Below are 16190 nucleotides of genomic sequence, written 5' to 3' on the forward strand. Positions count from 1 at the left end.
ATGTCGATGCATTCTGATCAAATCAATCCAGATTCAAATGAGAACCAAGATCCTAATAATCTGATTGATCAATTTTTTAGTTCCAAAGGCGTAACAATTCCTTCGGATTTTAAGAGCGGATTTGTGGCGATTGTGGGACGTCCAAATGTGGGTAAATCTACCCTCATGAACCATTTGTTAGGTCAAAAGCTTTCTATTACTTCGCGTAAACCTCAAACAACACGTCATAAAATTATTGGTATTGATTCGCGTGAAAAAATGCAGGCGGTATATGTAGATACCCCGGGTATGCATAAAAAAGAAGTGCGTGCTATTAATAAAATGATGAACCGTGCAGCTCATTCTGCATTACGTGACGTCAATTTGGTCTTATTTGTTATTGATGCTTATAAGTGGACGCAAAATGACGACTTAGTGCTTGAAAAGCTCAAGAATGCTGAAATGCCAGTTATTTTGGTGATTAATAAGGCTGATACTTTTGAAGATAAAAGAGATATTCTTCCTTTGATTCAAGAGCGCGCTAAGCTTATGAATTTTGCCGAGATCGTTCCTGTATCTGCATTACGCGGAGCAAATTTGGAACACTTGAGTGAAACAATTGAGAAGTATCTTCCTTACCAAGCGCCTTTGTATTCATTTGATCAGATTACTGACCGTTCTGAGCGCTTTTTAGCTAGCGAAATTATTCGTGAAAAAATCATGCGTCAGTTAGGTGAAGAATTACCTTATGATTTAACAGTACAAATTGAATCTTTCAAAACGGAAGAAGAGACTGTTAATGAAAAAACTGGTCGTTTAAAGCCAGCTTGTACTTATATTGATGCAACGATTTTTGTAGATCGTGCAGGCCAAAAAGCGATTGTGATTGGTGAAAAAGGTGCCAAGCTTAAAACAATCGGTATGGATGCTCGTAAAGACATGGAAAAAATGTTTGAGCAAAAAATTATGCTTACCTTATGGGTTAAAGTTAAAGGTGGCTGGTCTGATGATGAGCGTGCTTTAAAAAGCTTAGGGTATAGTGATATCTAAAGGATAAGGATGCTGGTATGAAAACAATTACATCATTGGTCGCTATAATTGGATGTACATTGATGTTACAAGGTTGTGTATATAAGCTTGTAACCGTACCAGTAGGTATCGCCTATAAAACTACAAAAGGTGTTGTTAAAGGTACAGCGGCTGTTGTAGGGGCGGTAATTCCTGATGGTGATGATGAGGATGACAAAAAAGAAAAAGAATCTGAGGAATAGTTTCTTTTTATGATGCGCAATGAAGTCCTCCATGGATATATGATTCATCACCGTAAGTACCGTGAAAAAAGTCATATTGTGCATCTTTTTACTCAGGAGTATGGGCGAGTCGATGGTATTTTAAGACAGACTCCGCCTCCTCAATATCAGCCTATCCGCTTGCAAGCCACGGGTAAAAGTGAGCTGAAAAACTTTACAAAGCTTGAAATCTTAAATCAGCCTGTTTTCTTTTTTGGTGATGCTTTTTTTGCCGGATTTTATTTAAATGAAGTTGTTCTTAGACTTTGTCCCTTAGAAGAGACAATGCCACAAACGTTTGAGCAATATCAGTTAACGTTACTTCAATTACAAGAATTATCTTCTCACGAAAATCCTGATCTTTTTCTTCGGCAGATTTTGCGCCAGTTCGAGCATATTTTACTTCCTGAACTTGGATACGCGATTGATTTCTCTGTCGATACCCAACAACAGCCGATTCAGGCTCATCAGTTTTATCAATTTCAAGTGACAGAAGGTTTCGCTCCTGTTGTGCAGGCGAGTCGTTCTTCTTTGTCGGGGAAAGCGATTTTGTCTATGTTGGATTATGAACAAGGGCAGGATTTTTCTCTCGAACAATTGCAATTATTAGGTAAACTATACCGTCAAATGATTACATCGCTTTTAGGTGATCGTCCCCTAAAAAGTCGACAATTATGGATTCAAAACACTCAAACTCAATCGTAATTAGGATTTATTTATGGCTGCATTGCTTGGTGTAAACATAGACCATGTTGCTACTTTGAGACAGGCGCGCGGTACTACTTACCCAGATCCTGTAGAAGCTGCTCTTATTTGTGAACAAGCGGGTGCAGAGGGCATTACTTTGCATTTGCGTGAAGACCGTCGCCATATTCAAGATGATGACGTACGCCGCATGCGTCCATTACTAAAAACACGCATGAATCTAGAGTTGGCTGTTACTGATGAGATGGTCGAGTTTGCGAAGGAAATTCAGCCACAGCATGTTTGTTTTGTTCCTGAAAGACGCCAAGAAGTAACTACCGAAGGTGGTTTAGATGTAGTAGGCAACTTTGAAAAAGTTAAAGCTGCAACTCAGACTTTAGCTGCTATTGGCTGTGACGTATCATTATTTATTGATGCTGATTTAGCTCAAATTGATGCAGCAGTTGCATGTGGTGCACCTACGATTGAGTTACACACGGGTGCATATGCAGATGCGGCAACAGAGCAAGATCAACAGGCTGAGCTGGCGCGTATTATCAAAGGTGTTGAATATGCAGCTTCAAAAGGTTTAGTTGTAAATGCTGGTCATGGCCTTAACCTTAAGAATATTGCTCCAATTGCTGCTATCTCACAAATTCACGAGTTAAACATTGGACACTCAATTATTGCAGATAGTGTTTTTGTGGGTCTGGTTCAAGCTGTTAAAGATATGAAAGCAGCAATTCAGGTGGCAGGTTAATTGGTTATGTCGAGTATCAATTACGATGAATTAATGCAACCTGTTTTGGCTTTTTTAGGCTGTCAAACGCCAAAAGCATGGTTAGATGAGGCAATCAATAATCTAGATATTTTGATGCAAGATCATGCTAATTGTGAAAAAAAAGCAGCTAGTACAGCAATGAACTTAATGTTCCGTTATAGCTTCTTCCCTGATTTGCAAGTAAAGCTTGCACAGCTGGTACGGGAAGAAATGCTTCATTATGAACAAGTGCTTGAGCTTATGGCCAAGCGTGGTCAGAAGTGGGATGGCTTAAGTGCAGGGCGCTATGCTGGTGGGCTCCGTAAAGAGATTCGTACTTATGAGCCAGAGGCTTTAATTGATGTACTTGTGGTAGGTGCTTTTGTTGAGGCGCGCTCATGCGAACGCTTTCACGCTCTTGCCCCACGTGTAGATGATGAGTTAGGACGCTATTATCGCTATTTGCTTAAGTCGGAGTCTCGCCATTTTGAAGACTACTTGGCACTTGCACTTGATGTTGCAAAAACTGCAAAAATGAAAAATCCTAAAGAGGATATTCAGCAGCGTATTGAGCATATTCGTGAGGTTGAAAAGAATCTGATTTTAACGCCTGATGATACCTTCCGTTTTCATAGCGGTGTGCCTGCATAATATTAGAAGTTTTAAATAAAAAGTTTACCGTAAAAGGTAAACTTTTTATTAGGTGAGCTTTATTTCTTCGGCGGTCGGCATGTTCTGCTTTTAGTTTTTTTATGCATATAATTATTTAATAAATATATTTTTTATAAATTTTAATTTCTCTTAAAATTTTTTAAAAAACTTTTATTTTTTAAAGTAATAACGAATATTATGTAAATATAAAGATAGTTTTGTTCATAATCGGTTTAACTCAATTAGTCGAATATTTTAAGGATATAAGAATGTTAGCATTAGTTACAGGTGCCTCTGCGGGCTTTGGTTATAGTATTTCAAAAAAACTGATTGAATTAGGCTACAAAGTTATTGGCTGTGGAAGACGGGCAGAAAAATTAAAAGAATTACAGCAAGAACTTGGTGAAAAGTTCTATCCCTTAGTATTTGACATGACAGATACCGTAGAAAATATAAATAAAGCCTTGGTTGACTTACCAGCCGAATTTCAAATCAGTGAAATTGATTTATTGGTTAATAATGCTGGATTGGCCTTAGGGTTAGAATCAGCAGATAAATCAGATTTAGATGATTGGTACACTATGATTGATACCAATGTTAAGGGGCTTATTACTGTTACCCGACTAATTTTGCCAAGCATGGTAAAGAAAAAGTCTGGCTTAATTATCAATATGGGGTCAATTGCAGGTACATACCCATATCCGGGGGGTAACGTTTACGGTGCAACCAAAGCATTTGTGGAGCAATTTAGTTTAAACCTTCGAGCTGATCTAGCAGGTACGGGTATTCGAGTAACTAACATTGAGCCAGGGCTTTGTGGGGGTACAGAGTTTTCTTTGGTACGTTTTAAAGGTGACCAAGAGAAAGTGAACAGTCTTTATGATAAAAAGAATCCAATCTTGCCTGAAGATATTGCAAATACGGTAGCTTGGGTTGCCTCACAACCTCCGCACGTTAATATTAATCGTATTGAAATGATGCCGACCACTCAGTCTTTTAATCCTTTAAAAGTGGTTGAAATGGAATAATGATTTAAGAAAGGAATATCTTTTTCAAACTTAGATTAGATCATTAAGCCAAGTAAATGGTTTAAGCATGAAAATTAAATCCTCTATCTTGATAGGGGATTTTTTATAACTATTAATAAAATTATGGCAAAAAAAAGCCCGCTTTAATGCTGCGGGCTTTTTAGTATTTGGCTCTCCCACCTGGGCTCGAACCAGGGACCTGCGGATTAACAGTCCGTCGCTCTACCGACTGAGCTATGGGAGAATCTGCATGCGATTATAAGGAGATTTTGAGAAGGGTCAAGTCTAAATTGTCATGTTTACTTCATTTTTGTGTTGTATGCTTTTTATTTGATCAGTTGGGTGCTGTGTTAAGAAATTACTTGCACTTTAAAAAGTCAATTGCTAGATTCAAGAAAGAACAAGCGTTTGGAGAAATCCAAACAGTGTGGATTTAAACCAACTTGCCAGCACTAAAATGGCTAAATCGGAGATAAGTATGAAAACACTTACGATTGCTTCTATTTTTTCTAATTTTGATTTTTATCAACAAAATTATCTTAATGTCTTAACTCAATCAGAATCTTATTACACACCTGTAGAAGATGCATGGATTGATGCTTATCCTTTCAAAAAACAGAATTTATATTTAGGCGATTTACTGCAGCTTTGGTTTAGTTCTAAATGGAATGTGCATAATTCACTTAAAATTTTAAAAAGCTCGAAATTATTAAACTCCTCTAAATCTCTATATATTTTTCAATTGGAAGGGGAGTTATTGTTGGGTAAAAATAAAGTATTAGCTTGGTCTACTGAGCATCAAGAAATTATAGAACTTCAACTTAAAAATATTTGGGCACCTTATGTGATTGCGCAAACTTGTGAACGTCCAAATAATCAAGATTACTCAATAAAAAAGGCAGCGGTTTAAGGCTGCCTTTAATCATTAGGGACGAATAATCATGCAGGTTGCTGTTGCATAGGCATACAGTTTACCTTCCTCATCAATAATCTTTCCTTCGGAAATACCTAAATTTTTACTTAAATTAATGACTTTGCCTGTCGCAATTAAAGGATGGTTCTTTGGAATCGGGCGGCACATTTTCACGTTAAGGTCGATTGTGCCATAGCCTACACCCGCAGGTAACATCGTATGTACTGCACAGCCAGTTACCGAATCTAGGACGGTGGCAGCAAAACCACCATGCACTCCACCGAGTGGATTTAGATGGTTATGATCAGCTTGGGCTTTAAAAGTAACAGATCCTTCCGAGATTTCAGTAGGTTGCATAGGTATGGTTTTGCTAATGCTTGCAGGAGGAATATGGCCTTCTATCATGGCTTGTAAAAATTCAAGACCAGTCATTTCCATCGGATTTTTCATTTTTTGAGTCCTTTAATTCTTTAAGTTCTAAAATAGAACTTGATGTTAAATTAGGCGTTAAAATATATATTGTCAAGTACAAGAAATATAGGCCACTTTATAGTTTATGAACTTGTAAATTTTGGTTGAGCAGAATATTTTATAACTCTAAAAATATAAACTTCTTATGGAAAATAATAATGAACGGTCAGTGTTTATGTGGTGAAACAACTTTTGAAGTTGAATTAAAAAATCATGATGTACATGTTTGCCATTGCTCGATGTGTCGTAGACAAACTAGTGGTGTCATTATGACAATTGATGTGGTCAAAGGTAGTTTAAAGTTTATTCAGCAAAAGCATCTTAGTGTATTTAACTCTTCTGACTGGGGAGAACGAGGTTTTTGTAATGCTTGTGGCACGACAATTTTTTGGAGAACGAAAGATCAAAGCTACTGCAACATCAATGCATTTTCTTTAAATGAGCCAGTAGAAGACTTGAATTTGGATATGGAAATTTTTATTGATTCAAAACCCGATTTTTATACTTTTCAAAATGATACAAAGAAATTGACTGAGGCTCAGGTCGCTGCGTTATTTAACCTATAATAATTTTAATTATAAAAAAGGGCCTCAATTTTGAGACCCTTTTTAATTTTTACAGATTATTTCGCAGCTTTTTCAGCTTCGATTGAAGCAATAGCAGCATCTACACCTTCAATTGAGTCAGCAGCTTTTTTGATACGTGCTAACGCATCAACAAGTACTTCGTCAGCTGTTGCATATGAAATACGCATAAAACCGCCTAAACCAAATGCATCACCAGGTACTACTGCTACGCCAGTTTCTTCTAATAACCATTCAGAGAACTCTGTGCAAGATTTTAAGCCTTTTGCACGAATAAGAGGACGAATGTTTGCATAGGCATAGAAAGCGCCATCAGCAGGTAAGCAAGAAATACCTTTGATGTCATTTAAGCCGTTTACAACTAAGTCATGACGGCGTTTAAACGCTTCAATCATTGGCTCTAAAACATCTTGTGGACCATTCAATGCAGCTTCAGCAGCAACTTGCGAAATAGAAGTTGGGTTAGAAGTTGACTGTGATTGGATCTTTTTCATTGCACCAATGATTTTTGCTGGACCGGCTGCATAGCCAATACGCCAACCAGTCATTGCATATGCTTTAGAAACACCATTTAAAACAATCGTGCGGTCATATAAATCTGGAGCAACAGTTGCGATGTTGTAGAACTCATCTTCCCAACGAATTGGTTCATACATATCGTCAGATGCAACAAATACTTGTGGGTGGCGACGTAAAACTTCAGCTAAAGCTTCTAATTCAGCTTTGCTATAAATCATACCAGTCGGGTTAGAAGGGCTGTTTAATACAACTAAGCGAGTGTTAGGTGTAATAGCAGCTTCTAATTGTTCAGGAGTGATTTTGAAGCGTTGGTCTTCGCCACATTTCACAATGACTGGAGTACCTTCAGCAATAATGACCATATCTGGATAGCTTACCCAGAAAGGTGCTGGAATGATAACTTCATCGCCTTTGTTTAATAGAGCAAGTGCCAAGTTAAAGAAGCTTTGCTTACCACCACATGAAACCAAAATCTGATTCGCTTGATAATCAAGATTATTATCACGCTTAAATTTAGCAATAATTGCTTTTTTTAATCCAGGAGTACCATCTACAGCCGTATATTTGGTGAAACCATTATTAATCGCTTCAATTGCAGCATCTTTGATGTGTTGCGGGGTATCAAAGTCTGGTTCGCCAGCACCTAAACCAATCACGTTCTTGCCAGCAGCTTTAAGTTCAGCAGCTTTGTTGGTTACAGCAAGTGTAGGGGACGGTTTGATAGCATTGACACGATCAGAAAGACGTACGTCCACGGCAATATTCCTCTTATGGGATTAAAAAATAAAAAGCATACTATCTTATCGCAAAAATTAAGTAATTTGCGGATGTGGGTATTTTTAGATGTAAAAAAGTTTGATTTAAGAAAGATCTTGTCGCTGTTTTATTCAATTGAAGCTTTTTTGGAAAGAAATGATAAAAATCATTTATAATAAGTCGCAATCGAAATTTCGAGAATGAATCATGACTGAGCAACAGCCAAAACAGAAAAAGGCTTTGGTGAAATTGCCATTCCCAATGCCGAATGAAAGCAATCAAGCCGACGATGCGGTACACAACCAAGTACGTCCTAAACCAGAGCAATACGCAGATAGAACGTGGATGCCTCCACGTGGTACGCGTCGTTCTATGGGAAAACGCTAATTTTGAAAAACAGGCAATATGCCTGTTTTTTTATTGATTGAGTAAAATTTCCTGATAATAACTTTTTTTCTTTTGATACATGTGATGGTCCGCTCGCTTTAACATGTCCTCAATTTGTTCATTTGTTTGAGTGGTTGCATGTCCAATTGCGATACTAATTGGGTGACTTGAATAATATTGATTGTCGATATTGAAAAGTTCTTGAATGGTTTGAAGCATAATAAGAACATTCGCCTCATCTGCCCCCGGCATTAAAATCACGAATTCATCGCCACCTATTCTAGAAGCCGTATAGGGCGTATTTAAAATGGCCTGACTTAAAATATTTCCAACGCGACGCAATAAACCATCCCCAATATCATGACCAAACTTATCATTGGTTTCTTTTAAACCATTCATATCTAAGAAAATTGAAGAAACAGGGCGAATAATGCTTCGATTTAAACGATTCAGTTCTTCTGTAAAAAAAGCGCGGTTATATAGTTTGGTAAGAACATCGTGTTGTCCTAAATATTCAAGGTAGTTTTCCGCTTTTTTTCGCGCGGTAATATCGGTAAGTGCAACTTGTACCAGTCCCCAAGTCTCTTCGTATCCGGGAAAAACGGTAAATTGAAGCAAGACATTTCTTATTTGGCCATCTAAAGCGTAGTTAATGGCTTCACGTTTATGATGAATATTACCTTGCCATAATTCGATGAGTTGTTCCCGAAAGGTTTCAATCATCTCTTCAGCAAAAACCTTATGTGTATTTCTGAAAAGTGTGGATTTATCAGGGGCCTTAAATAAATCGAGAGTTGCCTGATTAACATCTAGAATCAGAATATCTTCTACACACTGACGGACAAATTCAGGATGAACATCTAGAAAAGTTCTAAAATCTTCAATTCCCAATAGCCTAAGTTGATCAATTCTATTTTTTATACGGCTGAAATCTTCGACCCAAAGTGACGTGGGTGAGTAGATAAACATGGATTCAGCCAAGCGACGATTTTTTTCTTCTTCACGAAGCGCATTTTGATAGGGGGTTATGTCTTCGGTGGTAATTAATACACGTTCAAAAGACGATTCAGAACCGGGTAAAATCGATCCTCTTAACTGAACATCAATACGTTTGCCTGATAAAGTGTAATTTACAGTCGTACTTGAAAAATGGGTTTTACCATTCCATAGTTCTTGTAATTCATTAATATGTGATTCAAACATCTCTTTTTTAAAAATAAGATTTAAATTTGAATATAGTTCTTCGTGAGTTTTCGCTTCAAAAAGTTCTAATGTTTTTTGATTCACACGAACAATTTTAATTTTATGAGCACATTCAATAATTAAATTTTTATTTTGGCTTAAAAATTCATGGAGGTTTTCAATACCTTGATTTCTCCATAGATCAAATTGTTGTTTAACTTCACTGAAATCCTCAATCCACATTGGAATTGGGCTAAGGTCAAAAATTGAAGAATCTAAAGTTTCCATATGTTTCTTTAAGTATTCAGTTTGCCTTAAAGTATAATGAGAAAAATTAAGATTTGGGAATATAAAGAACTTAAATTTATTAGAATAATTAAAAATAAGAAAATTAAATGTAAGTAAAAATAAAATAATGAGAAAGCAGATATTATCTGCTTAGCTCATAAGTTTATTAGTAAAATTAACGATTAATAGGGTGATCAATATTCTTTTCACCACGCCATAATTTGATAAAGTCTTGCTCGTCAAAATCATAAAGTTCCATGAGTGCAACGACTGCACTCACAAAAATCATGGCACCCTCAGAGTTGCCGTGCAGGTCAAAAATTTTACCGTTGAGCTTACCTAAAATATCACTAAGCTCATGATCACGACCTCGACCATATCGATCTCGAGGGTACAGCTCTTCATTTAAAACAATAAGAGCAATCGCTTTTTCAGCAGCCGATAAATCTGTTTTATCTAAGGCTTCTTCAAAAGATTCACTTCCATGATTGAAGTAAAAAATTACTTCATCATTAATGAAACTTTTTACCATCTTTTGAGTTAAGGTTGGAAATTGTGAAACTGCATTATCTTCAACATAGGGTTTAAAAGATTCTGGAAAGATAACGTTGTGATCAATATCTTTAAAGAGTGGTGCAATTTCAGAGACTTTATAACCTGCAATGCCACAACCTAAAGCAGTGACAAAATATTTCATTTTAGGATGATTTTTTGCATATATCTTAAAATCTTCAACGTAGTGCTCAATTTGTGAAAGAGGCATTTGTTGGATATGTTCATTTAAAGTTGGAATTGCAAAGCTTTGACCAGCCCAGCCGCGCCCCACACCTTCAACTGCTCCGAAGTGTTGACTGGCAACGCGTGCTGCGCCGCTACCATGCTGTCCAGCAAGGTTACTACCAAATACAAAAACTGTATCTTCTGGAAGTTCGGTTACAATACTTTCATCATGATATTGATAGGTCATGGTTATGCTTTTTATTTAATGGATAGCTTCATGTTGCAACTGATTATAGTATTGGTCAAGTGTTAAGATGCTTAATCTTTTACATTGAATTTCCAACTCAATTTGCACTTTAAATTAAGATAAAAATCCCCATTAAAAGGGGAGACGTTAAATTCAATTTTTTCATAAAGAGAGATAACTTTGAACGAAAATCAACCTTTTGATTTGGTCACTCATTATCAGCCAGCAGGTGATCAGCCACAGGCAATTGAAAAGCTGGTCAATGGTATCGAGCATGGTTTTCGTAATCAGTTATTGCTAGGGGTAACTGGCTCAGGTAAGACCTATACCATGGCAAATGTGATCGCTCAAACACAGCGCCCTACAATTGTGATGGCCCATAACAAAACTTTGGCTGCCCAACTTTATGGTGAGTTTAAGTCTTTCTTCCCTAATAATGCGGTTGAATATTTTGTAAGTTATTACGATTACTACCAGCCAGAGGCTTACGTTCCATCTTCGGATACGTTCATCGAAAAAGATGCAGCCATTAATGATCACATTGACCAGATGCGATTATCTGCAACACGAGCTTTATTAGAACGCCGTGATGCAATTATTGTGGCATCGGTGTCTGCAATTTATGGTTTGGGCGACCCAAATGCTTATATGCAAATGTTGCTGCATGTGGTCGAGGGTGACCGAGTAAGCCGTGATGAAATCATCCGTCGTTTGGTTGAAATGCAATATACGCGTAATGAACTTGAATTCTTACGTGGTACATATCGAATTCGCGGCGAAATCATTGATATTTTCCCAGCAGAATCTGATCAACATGCTATTCGCATTGAACTATTTGATGATGAGGTCGACTCAATCCGTTGGTTTGACCCGCTAACTGGTAAAATGGTTCGTAAAGTTTCTCGGGTAACGATCTATCCGAAAAGCCACTATGTCACGCCAAAAGATCATCTAACACGTGCCATCGATACAATTAAGGATGAATTACAAGATCAACTTAAATTCTTCCGTGAACATGACAAATTGCTCGAAGCACAGCGTATTGAGCAACGGACACGTTACGATCTGGAAATGATGCAACAGTTGGGTTATACCAATGGTATCGAAAACTACTCACGTCATTTGTCTGGACGTCCATCTGGTGAAGCTCCGCCGACTTTATTTGACTATATTCCAGAAGATGCTTTGCTGATTATTGATGAATCACACGTTACCGTTCCACAAATTGGAGCGATGTATAAAGGTGATCGGTCGCGTAAAGAAAACTTAGTAAACTATGGCTTCCGTTTACCAAGTGCGCTTGATAACCGTCCAATGAAGTTTGAAGAGTGGGAACGTATTGTACCGACCACCATTTTTGTAAGTGCAACACCTGCTAAATATGAGTTAGAAAAGTCAGACCAAATCGTTGAACAGGTGGTACGTCCAACAGGTCTCATTGACCCTGAAATTGAGATTCGTCCTGTCTTAACCCAAGTGGATGATGTTCTTTCTGAAATTAATATTCGTAAGAGTTTGAATGAAAGGGTATTAATTACGACTTTAACGAAGCGTATGGCAGAAGATCTGACTTCATATTTAAAAGAATATGGCGTTAAGGTGGCTTATCTCCACTCAGATATTGATACCGTTGAACGTGTCAAAATTATTCATGAATTACGTACAGGTGTGTTTGATGTTTTAGTCGGTATCAACCTGTTACGTGAAGGTCTGGATATGCCAGAAGTTTCTTTGGTTGCCATTTTAGATGCAGATAAAGAGGGCTTTTTACGTTCGGAACGTTCACTTATTCAGACAATTGGTCGTGCTGCGCGTAATGTAAAAGGTAAAGCAATTTTATATGCTGACCGAATTACGGACTCTATGCAAAAAGCTATAGATGAAACTGATCGTCGTAGAGCCAAGCAAATTGAATTTAATGAGTTGCATGGTATTACACCACGTAGTGCGGTTCGTCAGGCTGTCAAAGAAATTGACTCGGGTGAGGTACTTTCAGATGACGAGATCGATGAAAAAGTACTTGAACAAGCACAAGCATTGAGTGCCGATGAAAGACATATTCTTTCAGACCCTAAATTGTTTAGTAAACATATTACTAAGCTTGAAAAAGACATGTTAAAGGCCTCGAAAGATTTACAGTTCGAGCAAGCAGCGCGGATACGTGATGAAATTCTTCGATTAAAAGCGCAGATGTTGCAATAAATGAATACATAACGCTACATAATGTGTTTAAAAAACAAGCTACTGTAGATATTTGAGTTCTTTTGTATTCACAACTAATCGTTGAGGGCAACAATGGCATTTCGAAATAATGTTCCGCAAGCCAGTTGGCGTTTGGCTAAAATTGCGTTAGGCGGTGTCTTTTTGGCTGGTTTAGCTGTTGGAACCTATGTCTATGCTCAGCCGAAACCCTTACAAACTGTTTATAAAGTTGAACTGGACCGATATTTAGGTGTTTGGTATGAAGTCGCCCGTAAGCCTGCATTTTTCCAAAAAAAATGTGCTTATAACGTATCTGCAACTTACACCTTAAATGAAAATGGAAATGTGGTTGTAGATAATCGCTGCTATGACAATAGAAAACAATTACAGCAATCTATTGGTGAAGCCTTCGTGGTTAACCCGCCATATAACAGCAAATTGAAGGTGAGTTTCTTACCTGAAGCTGTGCGATGGATTCCAGTTATTCGCGGAGATTACTGGATTTTAAAAATAGATGAAGACTATCAAACTGTTTTAGTAGGAGAACCTTCTCGTAAATATCTTTGGGTATTATCAAGAACTCCTCATCCTGAACAAGAAGTGGTGGATGAATATCTAAATTATGCAAAAACATTGGGTTTTGATATTCGCGATATTATCCGTACAGAACATAAAGAATAAATGTAAATGTCTGATGAAGAAAAAACCATGTTTTCACATGGTTTTTTCTTTTTTATAGTGGATAAATCAAGTATTGTGGTGAGCTGTTTTTACTAAAGTCTAAGAGGGTGGTGATGTTTAAGGGCGTGAGCTTGTCTGTCATGGCATCTGTCACTTTTGGTGTACTTTATTTTTATACTCAATTGTTAGGCCAGCTTGATAGTGAACAAACTTTCGGATGGCGGATTATTGCAACAATCCCATTTCTAACTTTGTTTATGTGGTGGAGTGGCGATTTAGCGTATATCAAAAATATCTACCAGCGTATTTTGGCTAAGCCATCTTTATTATTGTTGTTAATCACAACCTCCGTTTTAACTTCAGTCCAACTTTGGCTGTTTTTATGGGGGCCTATGCATGGGCGAGGCCTACAAGTATCTTTAGGATATTTTCTATTGCCACTTGTTTTAGTATTGGCTGGAAGTGTTCTATATGGCGAAAAAATATCAAAATTTCAATGGGTCGCAATTATTCTTGCTGTCATTGGCGTGGGCCATGAAATCTGGCGTTTAGGAAGTATTGCTTGGGAAACTGCATTGGTTGCGGTTGGCTATTCTGCCTACTTTTTATTACGTAAAAAAATTAAAACAGACAATTTAGGCGGCTTTTGGTGGGACTTAGTCATTATTTTGCCGATTGCGATTTATTTAACCCATACAGGTTTACTCCCTTATAGCAAATTTATAGATCAACCGAGTCTTGCTTTGATCATTATTGGGCTTGGAATTTTAAGTGCTATTGGTTTGGGAAGTTATATTCTGGCAAGCCGCTTTTTACCCTTAGTTGTGTTTGGCCTTTTAGGGTATTTGGAACCAGTTTTGCTTGCTTTAGCTTCTCTAGTTTTAGGGGAGAGTATTGGCCAAGAAGAATGGTTTACTTATATTCCGATCTGGTGTGCAGTATTTGTACTCGTTTTAGAAGGTGCGGTTCACCTTTATCAGCAACGTCAAAAAGCCAAAAATTTGCAGCTAAACGTTGCAAAATATCAAAAAAGATTAAAAAATGATGCTCACGATTAGAGCATCAGAATCTAAAAAGTAAGAAAAAGCAAAAATTTAGCAGCTTTAAACAATAAGATAATAAAAAATAATTATAGGTATTTTATGAATTTATGATGAATTTTAGGAAAATCTAGCTACTAACGTCACCTTTTGATTCATTCTTGTCGATAATTCCATTACAATTACGGGGTTTAAAAAATCACGCCTAGATATAATTAATTAGAGGACGTATCTGTGAGCAAAGACACTATCATCGCCCTGCATGCTGAACACCAAGGCCGTTGGAAAAACCGTGAAGAAATCGCGGAACGTATGATTGCCGTAATCGGTCAATTATACCGTGAAAAAAATATTGTCGTATCTGTTTACGGTCGCTCTTTAATTAACCGTTCTGTTATTCAAATTTTGAAAACTCATCGTCGTACACGTGTTGTAGATGTTGAGCTTTCTGTTGTAAATACATTTCCAATTTTAGAAGCTTTAGCAAAAGTTGAAAACATTGGTTCTGCAGAAGTTGATATCGGTAAACTTGCAGTTGAATATAAAGAAAAAGGCGGTGATGTTGACGCTTTTGTTGCTCAAGCAGTTGAGTCAATTAAAGGTAGTGCAACTTCTGAACAACCTAAAGATGTAGTTCTTTATGGTTTTGGTCGTATTGGCCGTATCTTAGCTCGTTTAATCATTAGCCAATCAGGTTTAGGTCGTGGCCTAAGCCTTAAAGCAATTGTTGTGCGTAAATCTTCTGATGGCGATTTAGCAAAACGTGCTTCTTTACTTCGTCGTGACTCTATTCATGGCACTTTCGCTGGTACAATCGCTGTTGATGAAGAAAACGAAGCAATCATTGCTAACGGTAACTTCATTAAAGTGATTTATGCATCAAGCCCAAGTGAAGTTGACTATACTGAATACGGTATTCAAAACGCGCTTTTAATCGATAACACTGGTAAATGGCGTGATGCTGAAGGTCTAAGCCAACACTTGAAATGCCCAGGCGTTGCACGTGTTGTATTGACTGCACCAAGTAAAGGCGAAATGAAAAACGTTGTATTTGGCGTAAACAACACAGACATCTTAGATGAAGACAAAATCATCTCTGCTGCAAGTTGTACAACAAATGCAATTACTCCAATTCTTAAAGTATTGGATGACAAATATAAAGTTCTTAACGGTCACGTTGAAACTGTTCACTCATTTACAAATGACCAGAACTTAATTGATAACTACCATAAAGCAGATCGTCGTGGTCGTGCTGCTACATTGAACATGGTTATTACTGAAACTGGTGCTGCTAAAGCTGTTGCTAAAGCATTACCTGCATTGAAAGGTAAATTAACTGGTAACTCTGTACGTGTTCCTACGCCAAACGTATCTCTTGCTATCTTGAACTTAACGCTTGATAAAGAAGTTGATCGTGAAGAAGTGAACGAATACATTCGTCAAATTTCGATTAACTCTAGCCTTCAAGGTCAAATTGGTTATACCAACTCGACTGAAGTTGTATCGAGTGACTTTATCGGTTCTCGTACTGCTGGTGTATATGATGCTCAAGCAACGATTACTTCTGGTAACCGTTTAACTGCTTATGTTTGGTACGATAACGAAGTTGGTTATAGCTGTCAGGTATTACGTATCGCTGAACAAATGTGCGGCGTAAGCTACAAAAAAATTCCAGCAGAATTGAATGCTTAAGATCATTTAACGATCTATAAAAGATTTTCACAAAAAGACCCAGTTTAGACTGGGTTTTTTTACAACCGTACAAAATATATGCTGACTATTTTTTTTAAATAAATGAGAATAGGAATT

The 16190-nt window shown here is 37.3% G+C and carries 18 protein-coding genes and 1 tRNA gene; 14 read left to right on the forward strand and 5 right to left on the reverse strand.

What is annotated here, in order from left to right:
- Positions 1–6: 6 nt before the first annotated feature.
- From era to MJX77_RS10445, 6 genes are all read left to right on the forward strand, one after another.
- Positions 7–1029: a GTPase Era gene (era, locus tag MJX77_RS10420; RefSeq protein WP_081399272.1), complete on the forward strand. Its 1023-nt coding sequence runs from the start codon at positions 7–9 to the stop codon at positions 1027–1029.
- 17 nt (positions 1030–1046) lie between these two features.
- Positions 1047–1250: an NF038104 family lipoprotein gene (locus MJX77_RS10425; RefSeq protein WP_004790744.1), complete on the forward strand. Its 204-nt coding sequence runs from the start codon at positions 1047–1049 to the stop codon at positions 1248–1250.
- A 9-nt stretch (positions 1251–1259) separates the two neighbouring features.
- Positions 1260–1973 carry a DNA repair protein RecO gene (recO, locus tag MJX77_RS10430; protein ID WP_107882892.1) on the forward strand — a complete coding sequence of 238 codons (714 nt, stop codon included), beginning with the start codon at positions 1260–1262 and terminating at the stop codon, positions 1971–1973.
- 13 nt (positions 1974–1986) lie between these two features.
- Positions 1987–2712 (forward strand): pyridoxine 5'-phosphate synthase, encoded by a 726-nt coding sequence (gene pdxJ / locus MJX77_RS10435; protein ID WP_004790748.1) that lies wholly within the window; start codon positions 1987–1989, stop codon positions 2710–2712.
- Positions 2713–2718: 6 nt separating this feature from the next.
- Positions 2719–3363 carry a MiaE family protein gene (locus MJX77_RS10440; protein ID WP_013197099.1) on the forward strand — a complete coding sequence of 215 codons (645 nt, stop codon included), beginning with the start codon at positions 2719–2721 and terminating at the stop codon, positions 3361–3363.
- 269 nt (positions 3364–3632) lie between these two features.
- The gene (locus tag MJX77_RS10445) at positions 3633–4391 is read left to right on the forward strand and encodes an SDR family oxidoreductase (RefSeq protein ID WP_252058958.1); all 759 of its coding nucleotides are present in this window, start codon (positions 3633–3635) and stop codon (positions 4389–4391) included.
- A 168-nt stretch (positions 4392–4559) separates the two neighbouring features.
- On the opposite strand, the gene MJX77_RS10450 is transcribed toward MJX77_RS10445, so the two are convergent.
- Positions 4560–4635, reverse strand: a tRNA-Asn gene (locus MJX77_RS10450).
- A 46-nt stretch (positions 4636–4681) separates the two neighbouring features.
- Between MJX77_RS10450 and MJX77_RS10455 the strand changes: the two genes are divergently transcribed.
- Both MJX77_RS10455 and MJX77_RS10460 read left to right on the forward strand, forming a co-directional pair.
- The gene (locus MJX77_RS10455) at positions 4682–4828 is read left to right on the forward strand and encodes a hypothetical protein (protein WP_081399273.1); all 147 of its coding nucleotides are present in this window, start codon (positions 4682–4684) and stop codon (positions 4826–4828) included.
- Between the two features lie 41 nt (positions 4829–4869).
- Positions 4870–5301 carry a hypothetical protein gene (locus MJX77_RS10460; RefSeq protein WP_004790752.1) on the forward strand — a complete coding sequence of 144 codons (432 nt, stop codon included), beginning with the start codon at positions 4870–4872 and terminating at the stop codon, positions 5299–5301.
- 15 nt (positions 5302–5316) lie between these two features.
- Here MJX77_RS10460 and MJX77_RS10465 read toward each other — a convergent pair whose 3' ends face one another.
- Positions 5317–5754 (reverse strand): PaaI family thioesterase, encoded by a 438-nt coding sequence (locus MJX77_RS10465; RefSeq protein ID WP_016146110.1) that lies wholly within the window; start codon positions 5752–5754, stop codon positions 5317–5319.
- A gap of 179 nt (positions 5755–5933) precedes the next feature.
- Between MJX77_RS10465 and MJX77_RS10470 the strand changes: the two genes are divergently transcribed.
- Positions 5934–6341, forward strand: coding sequence for a GFA family protein (locus MJX77_RS10470; protein ID WP_151767157.1), 408 nt, complete (start codon positions 5934–5936; stop codon positions 6339–6341).
- Positions 6342–6397: 56 nt separating this feature from the next.
- On the opposite strand, the gene MJX77_RS10475 is transcribed toward MJX77_RS10470, so the two are convergent.
- Positions 6398–7633 (reverse strand): pyridoxal phosphate-dependent aminotransferase, encoded by a 1236-nt coding sequence (locus tag MJX77_RS10475; RefSeq protein ID WP_004790755.1) that lies wholly within the window; start codon positions 7631–7633, stop codon positions 6398–6400.
- Positions 7634–7841: 208 nt separating this feature from the next.
- On the opposite strand from MJX77_RS10475, the gene MJX77_RS10480 reads away from it, so the two are divergent.
- Positions 7842–8021 carry a hypothetical protein gene (locus MJX77_RS10480; protein WP_002118942.1) on the forward strand — a complete coding sequence of 60 codons (180 nt, stop codon included), beginning with the start codon at positions 7842–7844 and terminating at the stop codon, positions 8019–8021.
- Between the two features lie 30 nt (positions 8022–8051).
- Here MJX77_RS10480 and MJX77_RS10485 read toward each other — a convergent pair whose 3' ends face one another.
- Together MJX77_RS10485 and MJX77_RS10490 are read right to left on the reverse strand one after the other, a co-directional pair.
- Positions 8052–9491: a sensor domain-containing diguanylate cyclase gene (locus MJX77_RS10485; protein WP_502806526.1), complete on the reverse strand. Its 1440-nt coding sequence runs from the start codon at positions 9489–9491 to the stop codon at positions 8052–8054.
- 175 nt (positions 9492–9666) lie between these two features.
- Positions 9667–10458: an A1S_2505 family phage non-structural protein gene (locus MJX77_RS10490; protein WP_004790757.1), complete on the reverse strand. Its 792-nt coding sequence runs from the start codon at positions 10456–10458 to the stop codon at positions 9667–9669.
- A gap of 180 nt (positions 10459–10638) precedes the next feature.
- Here MJX77_RS10490 and uvrB point away from each other — a divergent pair, with 180 nt between their 5' ends.
- The 4 genes from uvrB to MJX77_RS10510 all read left to right on the forward strand — a co-directional run bounded on the left by uvrB (position 10639) and on the right by MJX77_RS10510 (position 16073).
- Positions 10639–12660 carry an excinuclease ABC subunit UvrB gene (uvrB, locus tag MJX77_RS10495; protein WP_049837230.1) on the forward strand — a complete coding sequence of 674 codons (2022 nt, stop codon included), beginning with the start codon at positions 10639–10641 and terminating at the stop codon, positions 12658–12660.
- Positions 12661–12753: 93 nt separating this feature from the next.
- Positions 12754–13341, forward strand: coding sequence for a lipocalin family protein (locus MJX77_RS10500; RefSeq protein WP_252058961.1), 588 nt, complete (start codon positions 12754–12756; stop codon positions 13339–13341).
- A 110-nt stretch (positions 13342–13451) separates the two neighbouring features.
- Positions 13452–14399 (forward strand): EamA family transporter RarD, encoded by a 948-nt coding sequence (gene rarD, locus MJX77_RS10505; RefSeq protein ID WP_081402201.1) that lies wholly within the window; start codon positions 13452–13454, stop codon positions 14397–14399.
- 216 nt (positions 14400–14615) lie between these two features.
- A complete protein-coding gene (locus tag MJX77_RS10510; RefSeq protein ID WP_004790760.1) occupies positions 14616–16073 on the forward strand; it encodes a glyceraldehyde-3-phosphate dehydrogenase in 1458 nt (485 codons plus the stop codon).
- Positions 16074–16190: the final 117 nt, after the last annotated feature.

This window comes from Acinetobacter sp. AHP123, from assembly GCF_023757925.1.
Lineage (GTDB): Bacteria > Pseudomonadota > Gammaproteobacteria > Pseudomonadales > Moraxellaceae > Acinetobacter > Acinetobacter oleivorans.

Coding starts and splice junctions, on each gene's coding strand:
- era (WP_081399272.1), top strand. CDS start 7: ATGCATTCTGATCAAATCAATCCAGATTCAAATGAGAACCAAGATCCT.
- MJX77_RS10425 (WP_004790744.1), top strand. CDS start 1,047: ATGAAAACAATTACATCATTGGTCGCTATAATTGGATGTACATTGATG.
- recO (WP_107882892.1), top strand. CDS start 1,260: ATGATGCGCAATGAAGTCCTCCATGGATATATGATTCATCACCGTAAG.
- pdxJ (WP_004790748.1), top strand. CDS start 1,987: ATGGCTGCATTGCTTGGTGTAAACATAGACCATGTTGCTACTTTGAGA.
- MJX77_RS10440 (WP_013197099.1), top strand. CDS start 2,719: ATGTCGAGTATCAATTACGATGAATTAATGCAACCTGTTTTGGCTTTT.
- MJX77_RS10445 (WP_252058958.1), top strand. CDS start 3,633: ATGTTAGCATTAGTTACAGGTGCCTCTGCGGGCTTTGGTTATAGTATT.
- MJX77_RS10460 (WP_004790752.1), top strand. CDS start 4,870: ATGAAAACACTTACGATTGCTTCTATTTTTTCTAATTTTGATTTTTAT.
- MJX77_RS10465 (WP_016146110.1), bottom strand. CDS start 5,754: ATGAAAAATCCGATGGAAATGACTGGTCTTGAATTTTTACAAGCCATG.
- MJX77_RS10470 (WP_151767157.1), top strand. CDS start 5,934: ATGAACGGTCAGTGTTTATGTGGTGAAACAACTTTTGAAGTTGAATTA.
- MJX77_RS10480 (WP_002118942.1), top strand. CDS start 7,842: ATGACTGAGCAACAGCCAAAACAGAAAAAGGCTTTGGTGAAATTGCCA.
- MJX77_RS10485 (WP_502806526.1), bottom strand. CDS start 9,491: ATGGAAACTTTAGATTCTTCAATTTTTGACCTTAGCCCAATTCCAATG.
- MJX77_RS10490 (WP_004790757.1), bottom strand. CDS start 10,458: ATGACCTATCAATATCATGATGAAAGTATTGTAACCGAACTTCCAGAA.
- MJX77_RS10500 (WP_252058961.1), top strand. CDS start 12,754: ATGGCATTTCGAAATAATGTTCCGCAAGCCAGTTGGCGTTTGGCTAAA.